The 14769-nt window shown below is 62.5% G+C and carries 12 protein-coding genes; 2 read left to right on the top strand and 10 right to left on the bottom strand.

Features of this window, described 5'->3' with window-relative positions:
* Window positions 1–256: 256 nt before the first annotated feature.
* On the top strand, window positions 257–1786 hold the full coding sequence (locus BN1127_RS19700; protein ID WP_171268563.1) for an EAL domain-containing protein: 1530 nt from the start codon (window positions 257–259) through the stop codon (window positions 1784–1786).
* Window positions 1787–1952: 166 nt separating this feature from the next.
* Window positions 1953–3050 (top strand): calcium:cation antiporter, encoded by a 1098-nt coding sequence (locus tag BN1127_RS19695; RefSeq protein ID WP_042650570.1) that lies wholly within the window; start codon window positions 1953–1955, stop codon window positions 3048–3050.
* 193 nt (window positions 3051–3243) lie between these two features.
* Here BN1127_RS19695 and hutH read toward each other — a convergent pair whose 3' ends face one another.
* The 10 genes from hutH to ftsY all read right to left on the bottom strand — a co-directional run.
* Complete coding sequence (hutH, locus tag BN1127_RS19690) at window positions 3244–4776, bottom strand: histidine ammonia-lyase (protein WP_042650569.1); 1533 nt, start codon at window positions 4774–4776, stop codon at window positions 3244–3246.
* A 1-nt stretch (window position 4777) separates the two neighbouring features.
* Window positions 4778–6481, bottom strand: coding sequence for a urocanate hydratase (hutU, locus tag BN1127_RS19685; protein ID WP_042650568.1), 1704 nt, complete (start codon window positions 6479–6481; stop codon window positions 4778–4780).
* A 66-nt stretch (window positions 6482–6547) separates the two neighbouring features.
* Complete coding sequence (gene hutG / locus BN1127_RS19680) at window positions 6548–7486, bottom strand: formimidoylglutamase (RefSeq protein ID WP_042650567.1); 939 nt, start codon at window positions 7484–7486, stop codon at window positions 6548–6550.
* The gene (gene hutI, locus BN1127_RS19675) at window positions 7479–8714 is read right to left on the bottom strand and encodes an imidazolonepropionase (protein WP_042650566.1); all 1236 of its coding nucleotides are present in this window, start codon (window positions 8712–8714) and stop codon (window positions 7479–7481) included. The genes hutG and hutI overlap by 8 nt, the downstream gene beginning before the upstream one ends.
* A gap of 155 nt (window positions 8715–8869) precedes the next feature.
* The gene (gene hutC, locus BN1127_RS19670) at window positions 8870–9574 is read right to left on the bottom strand and encodes a histidine utilization repressor (protein ID WP_042650572.1); all 705 of its coding nucleotides are present in this window, start codon (window positions 9572–9574) and stop codon (window positions 8870–8872) included.
* A gap of 11 nt (window positions 9575–9585) precedes the next feature.
* A complete protein-coding gene (can, locus tag BN1127_RS19665) occupies window positions 9586–10245 on the bottom strand; it encodes a carbonate dehydratase (RefSeq protein ID WP_041206790.1) in 660 nt (219 codons plus the stop codon).
* Window positions 10246–10447: 202 nt separating this feature from the next.
* Window positions 10448–11302, bottom strand: coding sequence for an RNA polymerase sigma factor RpoH (gene rpoH / locus BN1127_RS19660; protein WP_042650565.1), 855 nt, complete (start codon window positions 11300–11302; stop codon window positions 10448–10450).
* Between the two features lie 464 nt (window positions 11303–11766).
* Window positions 11767–12720: a permease-like cell division protein FtsX gene (ftsX, locus tag BN1127_RS19655; RefSeq protein WP_005323432.1), complete on the bottom strand. Its 954-nt coding sequence runs from the start codon at window positions 12718–12720 to the stop codon at window positions 11767–11769.
* Entirely contained in the window at window positions 12720–13391 is a 672-nt protein-coding gene (ftsE, locus tag BN1127_RS19650) for a cell division ATP-binding protein FtsE (protein ID WP_005323433.1), read from the bottom strand. The genes ftsX and ftsE overlap by 1 nt, the downstream gene beginning before the upstream one ends.
* Window positions 13392–13461: 70 nt before the next feature.
* Window positions 13462–14769, bottom strand: a 1308-nt coding sequence (gene ftsY, locus BN1127_RS19645) for a signal recognition particle-docking protein FtsY (RefSeq protein ID WP_042650564.1), incomplete at its 5' end; no start/stop codon positions are given.

Below are 14769 nucleotides of genomic sequence, written 5' to 3'. Positions count from 1 at the left end.
TCAGGTGCGGAATGTCGGATTGAACACACGGTGAGTCAAACCGCACTGCTACTCTAGCGATTTCAGATAAGCTGGACAATTGTCATTTATGACAGGTCAGCGATTGAATCTCCATCAATCAGTTTGTCATATTTGTTGTATATCAATGGATTATGATTATTGTTCCAAGTGTGACCGATGTGACTCAAATCGAACCAGCTAATGCTATGATGTTGCCATCCATTTGCATCCCATGCGCCCACCGGGCAGGTATCCCTTGCGACGATCGTCTCCCTTCTGGATCAGTCTGCTGCTGCTCTGCCTGCCGGTGCTGGCGAGCCTTCCTCTCAGCCAGTTGCTGGGCAATCCCCTGGCCCACCAGCTGTTGCAGCAGAAGAAGGAGCAGATAGAGGCCGCGCTGACGGAACGCCACAAGACGCTGGATGACAATATCCGCACCCAGCTGTCCAGGTTCGCCTTCGATTGCGGTCCCGCAGACATGGCTCTGCTGCGGGATCCCCGCTTCTACAACAGTCATATCCGGCTGCAGGGGATCCTGCTCGCCTCCAGCCGTGGCTGTTCCAGCCTGGGGCTGGATCTGCCCTTCACCCTGGCCGAGCTGCCCCCCTATCCCGAACAGGAGCAGTTTGGCCTCACGGCCACCCAGGCCCGCTTCAACACCGAGCAGGAGCTGGTCGCCTATTTCAGACAGGGAGATCACGTTGCCTATTGGGTGCTGAACAACAGCTGGGGCCACGATCAGCTGCAATCCCCCTGCTCGGGCTGCTTCTACCTCGAGTTTGGCCAGCAGAGCCCGGGCAAGGTCACCGCTCTCTTCCCCCGTGGCGACAAATCCATCAAGCAGGAGCCCGGCAACCAGAGTCTGAGCTTCTTCGATGCGGATCCCCAGATCAGGCAGACCCTGTGGGCGGGCAAGGCACTGGAGGAGTATGCGAAGCAACAGGCCCGCCACTATGGCCTCTTGTATGGCGGTGCACTGGGACTCCTGCTGGTCGCCGCCTATTGGGTGCTGCGCAACTATCGCCGCTCCCTCAAGGGACTACTGCAGGCAGGCCTGGTCCGGCGAGAGTTCATCCCCTTCTATCAACCCATAGTGGACAGTCGCAGCAGAAAGGTGGTCGGTTTCGAGGCGTTGCTGCGCTGGCAGCGGGGCCGGGAGCTGGTACCGCCAGGCACCTTCATCGACTATGCGGAAACACAGGGATTGATCCTGCCCATGACGGAACAATTGCTGGAGCGGGTCATCGCAGATCTGCCCTGGCTGGAGCCGACGCAGTGGGTCAGCGTCAACATAGTGGCCGCCCACCTGGAACAACCCCATCTACGCCCTCTGTTGCAACGCCACGGCTGGCCCTCCCCGGCCAGACTCACCTTCGAGCTGACCGAGCGCAAGCCGATCACCGATATCAAGGCAGCCATGGGGGAGATAGCGCTGCTGCAGGAGAAGGGGTATCACTTCAAGCTGGATGACTTTGGCACCGGTTATGGCGGTTTCGCCTACCTGCAGCGCCTCGGCATCCGCCAGATCAAGATCGACAAGATGTTCGTCGACACCATAGGCACCGACGATCTCAAACGCACCCTGCTGGACGCCATCATCGCCTTCGGCCATGAATCCGATATGGAGATGATCGCCGAAGGGGTCGAGACCCAGGAGCAGGTCGACTACCTGCACCGCCGTGGTGTCCACCTGATCCAGGGCTATGTCTATGCCAGACCCATGGCACTCCACAAGCTGAAGATCTGGCTGCTGGCATGGCGGCAGAGCCAGCCCGGCGGGCAATGAGCACGAAACACGAGGGTTCCCGCCAGGAGACCCTCATTCCTTGCAACAAAATGATTCTCCTCTGACGGGACAACTCCCTTTATCATGGGCTGGCGCGCCCCTGTGGCGCGGCCTGTTGTCTCCCTACCCGTCGGCTACGGCCGCCCCGAGATGAGAACCACTGCCTATGAAGTCATTTATCCGGCAAGAGATTGCCCTGCCCGTTGGCCTGCTGACCCTGCTCTTCTTCAAGACCCTGGGCAGCGACCTGCTGACGGAAGCAACCCCTCTTGCGGTCTACCTGCCGGTGTCACTGGCCCTGCTCGCCATCGTCACCTGGGCCATCTTCTCCGTCGTACGTCACTCCGACGCCCTGGCCATCAAGCTGGGTGAACCTTTCGGTACCCTGATCCTGACCCTCTCGGTCATCTCCCTGGAAGTGGTGATGATCTCCTCCGTGATGCTGACCGGCGAGCCCAATCCCACCATGGCCCGCGACACCATGTTCGCGGTGGTGATGCTGGTGACCAACGGCCTAGTGGGCTTCACCCTGCTGTTTGGCGGCTGGCGCTATCACACCCAGAACTTCAATCTGGACGGGGTAAAATCCTACCTGGTCGCCATCATTCCCCTGGCCCTGCTCTGCCTGGTGCTGCCGAACTTCACCCGGGGCGGCACCCTCGGCAGCATGTCCAGCGCCATGTCCTGGATGCTGATCATCATCTCGGTGCTGCTCTACGGCGTCTTCCTGCTGATCCAGACCCGCAGTCACAGCCACTTCTTCGTCGACAGCGACCACGAGGATCACGAGGATCATCACGGCATACTGCGCAGCAACGTCTACCACACCCTGCTGCTGCTCGCCTACCTGGTGGTGGTGATCCTGCTGGCCAAGACCCTGGCCATCCCCATCAACTACGGGGTGCATGTGATGGAGGCCCCGGCCGCGCTGGGCGGTTTCATCGTGGCCTGTATCGTGCTTGCGCCGGAGGCGGTCGGCGCCATCAAGGCGGCCTTCAACAACCAGTTGCAGCGCGCCATGAACCTCTACTTCGGGTCCGTGCTGGCCACCATCGCCCTGACGGTCCCCTCGGTGCTGTTCATCGGCGCCCTGCTCGGGCAGGAGGTGCGCCTCGGTCTCGACGCTGCCAACATGGTGCTGCTCATCACCACCCTGATGGTGTGCAAGGTGACCTTCAGCAGCGGCCGCACCCATGCGCTGCACGGCGCCACCCATCTGGTGTTGTTTGTCGTTTATCTGTTCCTGATGTTCGAACACGAATAACCGGCGCCAGCACTCACCCCGGTGCTGTTCGTGGTCTATCTGTTCCTGATGTTCGAGCACAAATAACCGGCGCCAGCGCTCAGCGGGTGCTGTTCGTGGTCTACCTGTTCCTGATGTTCAAACACGAATCACCGGCGCCAGAAACGACAAGACCGCCCATCGGGCGGTCTTTTGTTATGTGCGGGCTGACCCCTTAGAGGCTGGGCAGCACCCCAGCCGGGATCAGATCGTTGTAGCTGGCGGCGCCCAGCAGGGCGGCGGCGGCCTCGATGTCCGGCGAGAAGTATCTGTCCTTGTCGTAGAAGCTGACCTCTTCACGCAGTCGCCACTTGGCCAGCTCGATAAGCTCGGTGCTGCGCAGGGGCGCGCGGAAGTCCAGGCCCTGGGCGGCGGCGAGCAGCTCGACCGCCAGTATGCCGCGGGTATTCTCCGCCATGTCTGCCAGACGGCGACCGGCGAAGGTGGCCATGGAGACGTGATCCTCCTGGTTGGCGGAGGTGGGCAGGCTGTCCACCGAGGCCGGGTGGGCCAGGGTCTTGTTCTCGGAGGCCAGCGCCGCCGAGGTGACCTGGGCAATCATGAAGCCGGAGTTGACGCCACCATTGTTGACCAGGAAGGCCGGCAGGCCGGACATGCGTGAGTCGATCAGCAGCGCCATGCGTCGTTCGGAGAGCGAGCCAATTTCGGCGATGGCCAGGGCCAGGTTGTCGGCGGCGAAGGCCACGGGTTCTGCGTGGAAGTTGCCGCCGGAGAGGATCTCCTCGTCCTCGGCAAACACCAGGGGGTTGTCGGAGACCGCATTGGCCTCGCACACCAGCACCTCGGCGGCGTGGCAGATTTGTGCCAGACAGGCTCCCATCACCTGGGGCTGGCAACGCAGGGAATAGGGATCCTGCACCTTCTCGCAGTTGTGGTGGGACATGCCGATCTCGCTGCCATCCACCAGCAGGTGGCGATAGCAGGCGGCGGCGTCGATCTGGCCGCGCTGGCCGCGCACCTCGTGGATGCGGGCATCGAACGGCCGGCGGCTGCCCAGCGCCGCTTCCACGCTCATGGCACCGATAGTGATGGCGCCGGCGAACAGATCCTCGGCATGGAACAAGCCTTCCAGCGCGAACGCCGTGCTGGCCTGGGTGCCGTTGAGCAGGGCCAGCCCCTCTTTCGGCGCCAGGGCGATGGGCTCGAGCCCGGCAATCTTGAGCGCCGTGGCGGCGTCGATCAGCTCACCCTTGTGGCGGGCCTTGCCCTCCCCGATCAACAGGCAGCTCATATGGGCCAAGGGGGCCAGGTCACCGGAGGCGCCGACGGAGCCCTTCTTCGGCACCACGGGATAGACTTCGGTGTTGATGAGGCGCATCAGGGCCTCGAGCACCGTCAAGCGGATGCCGGAGAAGCCGCGGGCCAGGGAGTTGACCTTGAGCACCATCATCAGCCGCACGGTAGCGTCATCCATGTACTCGCCAATCCCTGCGGCATGGGAGAGCACGATGGAGCGTTGCAGCTCGTCCAGCTGCTCCACCGGGATGCGGGTGTTGGCCAGCAGGCCAAAGCCGGTGTTGATGCCGTAGACCACGCGGTTTTGCTCTATCACCTTGGTGACCACGGCCGCGGAAGCGTGGATCCCCGCCAGGGCGGCCGGATCCAGGCTGACATGCACAGGCTCGCGGCTGACGCGGCGCAGGGTGGCGAGACAGAGCTTGCCCGGTTGCAGATTGAGTTCGAACATCTTATTTCGCTCCCTTGCCAGCTGTGTTCAGCATCGGCAGATCCAGTTTCGCCTCATGGGCACAGTTGATGGCAATCTCGTAGCCGGCATCGGCGTGACGCATCACCCCGGTGGCCGGGTCGTTGCGCAGCACGCGGCCGACCCGCTTGGCGGCGTCATCGGTGCCGTCACAGACAATGACCACGCCGGAGTGCTGGGAGAAGCCCATGCCGACCCCACCACCGTGGTGCAGGGAGACCCAGGTCGCGCCGCCCGCGGTGTTGAGCAGGGCATTGAGCAACGGCCAGTCGGAGACGGCGTCGGAGCCGTCCATCATGGATTCGGTCTCGCGGTTCGGGCTCGCCACCGAGCCGGAGTCCAGGTGGTCGCGGCCGATCACCACGGGGGCTTTCAGCTCGCCATTCTTCACCATCTCGTTGAAGGCGAGACCGAGGCGCACTCTATCCTTGACCCCGACCCAGCAGATCCGTGCCGGCAGGCCCTGGAAGGCGATGCGCTCACGGGCCATGTCGAGCCAGTTGTGCAGATGAGGATCGTCCGGGATCAGCTCCTTCACCTTCTGGTCAGTCTTGTAGATATCTTCCGGATCCCCGGACAGGGCCACCCAGCGGAAGGGGCCAATGCCCTCGCAGAACAGCGGGCGGATATAGGCCGGTACGAAGCCGGGGAAGTCGAAGGCGTTTTTCACCCCCTCTTCCAGCGCCATCTGGCGGATGTTGTTGCCGTAATCCAGTGTGGCCGCGCCGCGGGCTTGCAGGGTCAGCATGGCTTCCACCTGGCGCGCCATGGAGTGACGAGCCGCCTGATTCACCTCCTGGGGCGCAGATTTTTGCAGCTCGCGCCACTGGGCGACGCTCCATCCTTGCGGCAGGTAGCCGTGGATCGGGTCGTGGGCCGAGGTCTGGTCGGTCACCACGTCCGGGGTGATGCCACGGGCCACCAGCTCGGCGAAGACGTCGGCGGCGTTGCCGAGCAGGCCGACGGAGACGGCGGTGCCGCTCTGTTTGGCTTCCTCGACCATGGCCAGCGCCTCATCCAGGCTATGAGCCTTCTTGTCGACGTAGCGGGTCTTCAAGCGAAAATCGATGCGAGTCTCGTCGCACTCCACGGCGATCATGGAGAAGCCGGCCATGGTGGCGGCCAGGGGCTGGGCACCGCCCATGCCACCCAGGCCCCCGGTGAGGATCCAGCGCCCCGCAGGCGAGCCGTTGAAGTGCTGGTTCGCCACCGCGAAGAAGGTCTCGTAGGTGCCCTGCACTATCCCCTGGGTGCCGATGTAGATCCAGGAGCCGGCGGTCATCTGGCCGTACATCATCAGGCCCTTCTTATCGAGTTCGTTGAAGTGCTCCCAGTTGGCCCAGTGGGGCACCAGGTTGGAGTTGGCAATCAGCACCCGGGGCGCATCCTTGTGGGTCTGGAACACCCCGACCGGCTTGCCGGATTGCACCAGCAGGGTCTGGTCGTCCTCTAGACGGGTCAGCACCTCGACGATCTTGTCGTAGCAGGCCCAGTTGCGGGCGGCGCGGCCGATGCCGCCATAGACCACCAGAGACTGGGGATGCTCGGCCACTTCCGGATCCAGGTTGTTCATCAGCATCCGCAGGGGCGCTTCGGTCAACCAGCTCTTGGCGGTCAACTCGGTGCCACGGGGGGCGCGAATGACCCGGCTCGGGTCGTGACGGGGATCCTGGTGTTGCACAGACATAGACACTCCTTGTTTATCAATGCAGCCGCCATGCGGGGGCACAGTGCCCCCTGGCGAGTCGGCTGGCTACTTGGTTAGTTGATGGACCAGCCGGGCGGCCACACGGGCGCTGTGGTTGTCCAGATCCAGACTCGGGTTGTACTCGGCCAGATCGGCAAGCCTGAGCTTGCCGCTGGCCCGGATATGGGCGATCAGGGGCTCGATGACCGCCAGCTCGACGCCGCGGGCGGCGGGGGCGCTCACCCCCGGCATCACCGCCGCCGGCAGCACGTCGAGATCGATGGTGAGGTAGAGGTGGTCGCAACGGGCGATAAAGGCATCCAGCCCGTTCAGAAGCTCGGGCAGGTCAGCCGGAGTCATCTCCTCGTCCAGCACGTACCAGACCCCCAGTTCATTTGCGCGGGCAAACAGCGCTTGGGTATTGGCGGTCTCCGCCACCCCGAGGCAGGCGTAGGTAAAGGGCGTGCCTTGGGCGGCGCACTGCTCGGCGATCTGGAAGAAGGGGGTGCCCGAGCTTGCCAGCTCCTGTTTCATGCGCAGATCGAAGTGGGCATCGAAGTTGATGATGCCGACCTGGCCCTTGCCACCCAGATGGAGATTGAGACCGCTCCAGCTGCCGAAAGCCACCTCATGGCCGCCCCCCAGCACCAGCGGGAAGTGGCCCAGATCCAGCGCACGGGCAACCCGCTCCGCCAGACGGTCGTGGGCGGCATCGAGATCGCCGTCCTCGCAGCGCACGTCGCCGCCGTCATGGACGGGTCGGCCCAGATGCCAGGCGGTGTTGGCCAGCAGCTTGCGTACCGCCAGCGGCGCGGCGGCGGCACCGACCCGCCCCTTGTTGCGGCGCACCCCTTCGTCACAGGCAAAACCGAGCAGCACCACGCCGGGCTCGCTGTCGGCTTGCCAGGGTTGCACCTTGTTGTGCCAGCGCAGGGCCAGTTCACCATCTTCCGGATCCTGGCGCCCCTGCCAGACCGACATGTCGGTCATGTTGAACTTATCCATGGAGCGTCTCCTCCCCGTTGAGGACCCGGCTGACCAGCTGATCGACCCCGATCAGGTAGCTGATCTCGGAGGGGTGGGCGCAATTCCAGATCAGAAAATCGGCCAGCATACCCACCCTCAACTGCCCCAGACGCTCCTGCTCCCCGAGCGCCCGGGCGGCGTGGCGGGTCACCCCGGCCATGGCCTCAACCGGCGTCAGGCCGAACAGGGTGCAGGCCATGTTCATGGCCATGCGCAGGGAGACGATGGGGGCCGTGCCCGGGTTGATGTCGGAGGAGACCGCCATGGGCACGCCCGCCTTGCGCAGGGCGGCGACCGGCGGCAGCTTGGTCTCCTTCAGGAAATAGAAGGCGGTAGGCAGCAGGGTGGCGACCACGCCACGGTGGGCCAGTGCCTGGATCCCGTCCTGATCCAGAAACTCCAGGTGATCCACCGAGAGGGCGCCGAAGTTGGCGGCCAGGGTGCTCCCACCCAGGTTGGAGAGCTGCTCCATGTGCCCCTTCACCGCGAGATTGTATTGATCCGCCGCCAGATAGACCTGCTCAGTCTGGGCCAGAGAGAAGCCGATGTGCTCGCAGAAGACATCCACCGCATCCGCCAGACCCGCCTCGGCCGCTGCCGGGATGATCTCCTGGCAGATGGTCTCGACCCAGGAGTCGGGATCGTCGCGGTACTCCGGCGGCACCGCATGGGCGGCCAGCAGGGTGGTCTTGACCCGGATGGGCAGCGCCTCCCCCAGTCGGCGGGCGACCCGCAGCATCTTGAGCTCGTCCGCCAGGGTGAGGCCATAGCCGGACTTGATCTCCACGGTAGTGACCCCTTCCCGGATCAGGGACTTGATCCTCGGCACCGCCAGCTCATAGAGCAGATCCTCGCTGGCCGCGCGGGTGGCCCGCACAGTGGAGAGAATGCCACCCCCCTTGCGGGCGATCTCCGCATAGGGGACCCCCTTCTGGCGCAGCTCGAACTCTTCAGCCCGGCTGCCGGCAAAGATGAGGTGGGTGTGGCAATCGATGAGGCCAGGGGTCACCAGCCTGTCCTTCATGTCGCGCCAGTGGGCGGGATAGGGCCCCTTGAGATCCTGCATGGGGACCAGGGCGTGGATCCTGCCTTCATGCACGCCGAGGGCATGGGGTTCCAGCAGACCGTAGTCCGCCAGATCGGGGCGCAGGGTGGCGGGTGTCACGTTGAGCCAGACCCGCTCGCAGTTCAACAGTTCCTTGTTCATACCGACCTCTAAATGTATATACAATAATTTATAGCCGATCTCTGACGAGAAAGAAAGGATCAAGTTCACATCTTGATAACAGCGGTTTCATTAGAGTTTAAGCACAAAAAAGCCCACCAAGGGGTGGGCTTTCAAAACAAGATATGTATATACAATTAAGTCAGTCGGGTCTTGGAGCTCAACTTGTAGCGGGAACCTGGCGAGAGCAGGCGGGCATAAGAGACCAGAAAGCCATCCGACCAGGTGCGGCGATGCAGCAGCAGGCAGGGGGTATCGACCCTCACCTGCAGCAAGCCCGCCTCGCCGGCGCTCGGCAGCACCGCCTCCACCACGTGCTCCATCTCGGAGAGCGGGCAGATTTCCATCAGATAGCTGTTCGGCGTCTGCTGGGTGAAGTCCTGCTCGCCATAGCCGGGCAGACGCTCGGCATCGACGAAACGCTCCTCCAGTTGCAGCGGCTCCCCATCGGCCTGATGGACGATCAGGCTGTGAAAGGTGGGCGCCCCGACCCGCAAACCCAGTCGCACCGCCACCTTCTCGTCGGCAGCCTGACGCTGCAGGCGGATCACCCGGGCGCTGTACTGGCTGCCCCGTTCGGCGATCTCGTCGGCGATGTTGCGAATGGCCAGCAGCGGCGACTCGGCGCGCCTGTCGGCCACGAAGCTGCCGGATCCGGCGGTGCGATTGAGCCAGCCCTCGGCCACCAGTTCACGCAGCGCCTTGTTGACCGTCATCCGGCTCACGGCAAACTGCTCGCACAGGGCGGCCTCGGTCGGGATCCTGTCGCCCGCCTGATAGTGACGTTCGCGGATCCCGTCCAGGATGTGCTGTTTGATCTGCAGATAGAGGGCGGGTGCCACCAATGGATTCCTCAGCGACGACGGTGAGGCGGACGCATGTCCGGCCAGGCGCGGTAGACGTCCGGGATCTGATCAGGGCCGCTGATGCAGAGATCGAGATCGTGCAGCAGACCGTCCTTGATGCCGTAGATCCAGCCGTGCACCGCCAGCTCCTGCCCCTTGCGCCAGGCATTCTGGATGATGGTGGTATGGCAGACGTTGGCTACCTGCTCGGCCACGTTCAGCTCGCACAGGTAGTCGAAGCGCTCGTGCTCATCCTCGATGGCTTCGAGCTCTTCGCCGTACTTGAAATAGACATCCTTGATGTTGCGCAGCCAGTTGTCGATGAGGCCCAGCTCCTGGTTCTGCATCGCCGCCTTGACGCCGCCGCAACCGTAGTGGCCGCAGACGATGATGTGTTTCACCTTGAGCACCTCCACCGCGTATTGCAGCACGGAAAGGCAGTTGAAATCGGTGTGCACCACCAGATTGGCGACGTTGCGGTGGACGAAGACATCCCCCGGTAGCAGCCCCATCAGCTGGTTGGCGGGAACCCGGCTGTCGGAACAGCCGATCCAGAGGTACTCGGGCGCCTGCTGGGCGGATAGGGTAGCGAAGAACTCGGGATCTTCGGCCTTGATCCGTTCCGCCCACTCGCGGTTGTTGGTAAACAGGTCGTTCAACAGTTTCACTTCTGCTCTCCCTAACTGTGGCAGTGGCGGCAACATACCATACACAAGGGTAACCAAGGCAAGGCCGACCAGATCCCCGCGAAACAAAAACAGGGCCATCAGGCCCTGTTTTCTACAAGAGAATGCCCTCAGGCATCCATGGCGTCTTTCAGCTTCTTGAGTGCGTTCTTCTCAAGCTGACACACCCGCTCGGCGAATGCCCTCAGGCGGCCATCGCATCCTTCAGCTTCTTGAGTGCGTTCTTCTCAAGCTGACGCACCCGCTCGGCCGAGACGCCGTAAGTATCGGCCAGCTCCTGCAGGGTGGTCTTGCTCTCGTCATCGAGCCAGCGGGCACGGATGATGTGCTGGCTGCGCTCGTCCAGGGTCGCCATGGCCGCACTCAGGCGACGGGTGGCATGGCTGTCCCAGTTGTCGTTCTCTATGGTCGCGGCCAGATCGGAAGACTTGTCTTCCAGATAATGGACGGGGGCGAAGCCGCCTTCATCCTCATCGTCACCGACCAGATCGAAGGCCTGATCGTAATTGCTCATGCGCGCTTCCATCTCGGTGACGTCTGCGGCAGAGACCCCGAGATCCGCGGCAACGGCCTGCACCTCTTCGTGGTTCAGCCAGCCCAGACGCTTCTTGGACTTGCGCAGGTTGAAGAACAGCTTGCGCTGGGCCTTGGTGGTGGCCACCTTGACCATGCGCCAGTTGCGCAGCACATATTCGTGGATCTCGGCCTTGATCCAGTGCACGGCGAAGGAAACCAGGCGCACCCCGACACTCGGGTCGAAGCGCTTGACGGCCTTCATCAGGCCAATGTTGCCTTCCTGCACCAGATCGGCCTGAGGCAGGCCATAGCCGGAGTAGCTCTTGGCCACGTGAACGACAAAACGCAGATGCGACATGACCAGCTGACGGGCAGCCTCGAGATCGCCACCCTGCTGCAAACGCATCGCCAGTTCACGCTCTTCCTCCGCGCTCAGCACGGGGATCGAGTTGACGGCCTGGATATAGCCTTCCAGACTACCTTGCGGAATCATAGCCATAGTGCGTTGCAATGAAGTTCCCATGTTCTACCTCTTACTTTTCAATCGAATCAGTCTAACACCCTGAGAGGGTCTGTCTACTGACCGGGAGTCATTCTGCGGCCCACATCAAACACAAGTCAAACATCGGCCTCAGCGTGAGCCCGGCCTATCTTAGGCCGACGGGATGAATCATAAATGAACGGTCAAAAAAAAGGGGTCACAATGAAGGACCCCTGAAAAGTAGCATGCTAAGTCCATTGTTGCGGAGCTCGCAACCTTCACATGCTTGCCAAGTCAGACGAGCAAGGCAGAGGGGCCACACCCGTATACATTCTGTTGCACTAGATAGACTGTTTATAAATCAAAAGGTTCACAGGATCCAAATATGATCCTTGGCGCAGGCATCATTCAGATTACTCTGAGAAAGTAGCCCGTGCCAGAAACGGGCCACTCTTTTACTTGATCCAGTTCGCAAAATCCAGCGCTTTAAAATGCTGATAAATTAATCAGGACGGTTCTATGTCACGAATGTGTCTGTGCACCGAGAACCAGGACGCGATCAACCCCAGCAAGGCCCCCAACAGTATGAGGTTGAAGCCGTCGAACGCCCCCATCCCCACCAACCGGAAGTTGCTGTTGTAAAGCCCCGCCAGCTCCTTCACCACCCCCTCGCTCCAGATCACCATCACCTCGGTCAGCCACCAGGCCAGCATGCCGCCGATGACCCCGAACCAGATGCCGGTGTAGAGGAAGGGACGGTGAATGAAGGCGTCGGTCGCCCCCACCAGCTTGAGCACTTCGATCTCGGAACGCTGGTTGAGAATATTGAGCCTGAGGGTGTTGCCGACGATCAGCAGCACGGCAGAAAGCAGCAGCACCGCTATGCCGGTGATGGTGTGGCGCAACAGGTTCATGATCCCCTGCAGCCGGGTCAGCCACTGCAGATCCAGCTTGCCCTGCTCGATGCCGGGTTCGTTCTCCAGCTTGGCGAGCAGCTCGGCGGCCCCTTCCGGATTCTGCCAGCGCGGATCCGGGATGACGCTCAGCACCGGCGGCAGCGGGTTGCTGTCGAGGTAATCGAGGGCATCGCCGAAACCGGAGATCTCGCGGAACTCCTTGAGCGCCTCGTCCCGGTTCATATAGGTGACGGATTCCACCTCGGGATAGAGCAGGATCCGCTGCTTCATGTCGAGGATGCTCTGCTCCGGCAGATCCTTGCGCAGATAGAGGGAGATCTGGGAGCTGGTCTGCCAGCTCCCTTCCACCACTTCGGCGTTCTTCAGCAGCACGTGAAAGCAGGAGGGCAGCGCCAGACTGACACCGAGCACCGCCAGCGTCATCAAGGAAGCGAGCGGATTGCGCCACAGCTCTCCCAGGCTGGCAAAGGCCTGACGCACGTGGTCCACACCGTACATCATCAGACGGCGCAGCGGCGGCTGTTTATGACGAACGATAGCCATCAGCTCTCCTCCTGCTCTTGGGAATACATGCGCCCTGCCTTCAGGGTCAGGGTGCGATAGCGCATGCGGGCGATCAGCCCCAGATCGTGGGTGGCAATCAGCACCGAGACCCCGAAGCGGTTGAACTCCTCGAACAGCCGCATGATGTCCATGGAGAGCTGAGGATCCAGGTTGCCGGTTGGTTCATCCGCCAGCAGCAGGGGGGGCTTGTTGACGATGGCGCGAGCGATGCCGACCCGCTGCTGCTCACCACCGGAGAGCATGCGTGGCTGGTAGCGCTCCTTGCCGAGCAGGCCGACCTTGTCCAGCGCCGCCGCCACTCGCTTGTTGATGTCAGCATGGCTATAGCCATCGATCACCAGGGGCAGGGCCACGTTGTCGAACACGGTTCTGTCCATCAGCAGCCGGTGATCCTGGAAGATCATGCCGATCTGGCGACGCACATAGGGGATCTGGCTGCGCTGGATATGACTGACGTCATCGCCATGGAAGAAGACGCGCCCATCGGTCGGCCGCTCCATCACGCTGATGAGCTTGAGGAGGGTACTCTTGCCCGCCCCCGAGTGGCCGGTCAGGAAGGCCATTTCCCCCTTGCGCAGGTGGAAGCTGACTTTCTGCAGCGCCTGATGGCCACCGCTGTATACCTTGCTGACCTTGTCAAAACGGATCATAGCAGTTTCCTGATATTGACAAACCCCGACCTGAGTCGGGGTATGGAACACTTACTCATCGCGGCCGGACTCATTCATCGCGGCTGAAGAGTGCCTCGATAAAGTCGTTGGCGACGAAGGGACGCAGATCGTCGATCCCCTCGCCCACCCCGATGTAGCGGATCGGGATCTGGAACTTGTCGGCCACCGCGAAGATGACGCCGCCCTTGGCGGTCCCGTCCAGTTTGGTGAGGGTGATGCCGTTCAAGCCCACCGCCTCGCTGAACAGCTTGGCTTGGCTCAGGGCATTCTGGCCGGTGCCCGCATCCAGGGTCAGCATGATCTCGTGAGGCGCTTCCTCATCCAGCTTCTTCATCACCCGCACCACCTTCTTGAGCTCTTCCATCAGGTTGCTCTTGTTCTGCAGGCGGCCAGCGGTATCGGCGATCAGCACGTCGGCACCTCGGGAGCGGGCAGCCTCGATGGCGTCATAGATGACGGAGGCGGAGTCGGCACCTGTGTGCTGGGCGATCACCGGAATGTTGTTGCGCTGACCCCACACCTGCAGCTGCTCGACCGCGGCGGCACGGAAGGTATCCCCCGCCGCCAGCATGACGCTCTTACCGTCGGCCTGGAACTGCTTGGCCAGCTTGCCGATGGTGGTGGTCTTGCCAACGCCGTTCACGCCGACCATCAGGATCACGTAGGGCTTCTTGCTGGTGTCAATCACCAGTGGCTGCTCGACCTTGGCCAGCATTTCGCCCATGTCCTGCTTGAGCAGGCCGTAGAGCGCCTCGGCATCCTTGAGCTGCTTACGATCCGCGTGCTGCACCAGCCCTTCGATGATACGGCTGGTGGTATCCACGCCGAGATCGGCGGTCAGCAGCTGGGTCTCCAGCTCTTCAAACAGCTCGTCGTCGATCTTCTTGCCACGGAACAGGCCGAAGAAACCGGAGCCGATATTCTCCCGGGTACGCACCAGACTGCGCTTGAGGCGGGCGAAGAAGCCCTCCCGCTGCGGCTTGTCCTGAGTATCGTCGTCCACCTTGGCGGCCAGGGGCAGGGCTGCCAGCGCGGCGGCATCTGCCTCCATCTCGGCGACCAGGCGTAAATCTTCCGCTCTCTGGGCCTCTTTGGCGATACGGGCTTCCTCGGCAGCCTGTGCCTCGGCGGCAACACGAGCGGCTTCCGCGGCCTGTGCCTCGGCGGCAATGCGGGCGGCTTCGGCAGCTTCTGCCTCGGCGGCAACACGGGCGGCTTCGGCAGCTTCTGCCTCGGCGGCAACACGAGCAGCTTCCACAGCCTCTGCCTCGGCGGCAACACGGGCGGCTTCGGCAGCCTCTGCCTCGGCGGCAACACGAGCAACTTCCGCAGCCTCTGCCTCGGCGGCAATGCGAGC

Source organism: Aeromonas media (assembly GCF_000819985.1).
In the GTDB taxonomy this organism is placed as follows: domain Bacteria; phylum Pseudomonadota; class Gammaproteobacteria; order Enterobacterales; family Aeromonadaceae; genus Aeromonas; species Aeromonas media.
The sequence above is the reverse complement of the archived record's forward strand: the minus strand, read 5'-3'. Positions and strand labels throughout refer to the sequence as shown.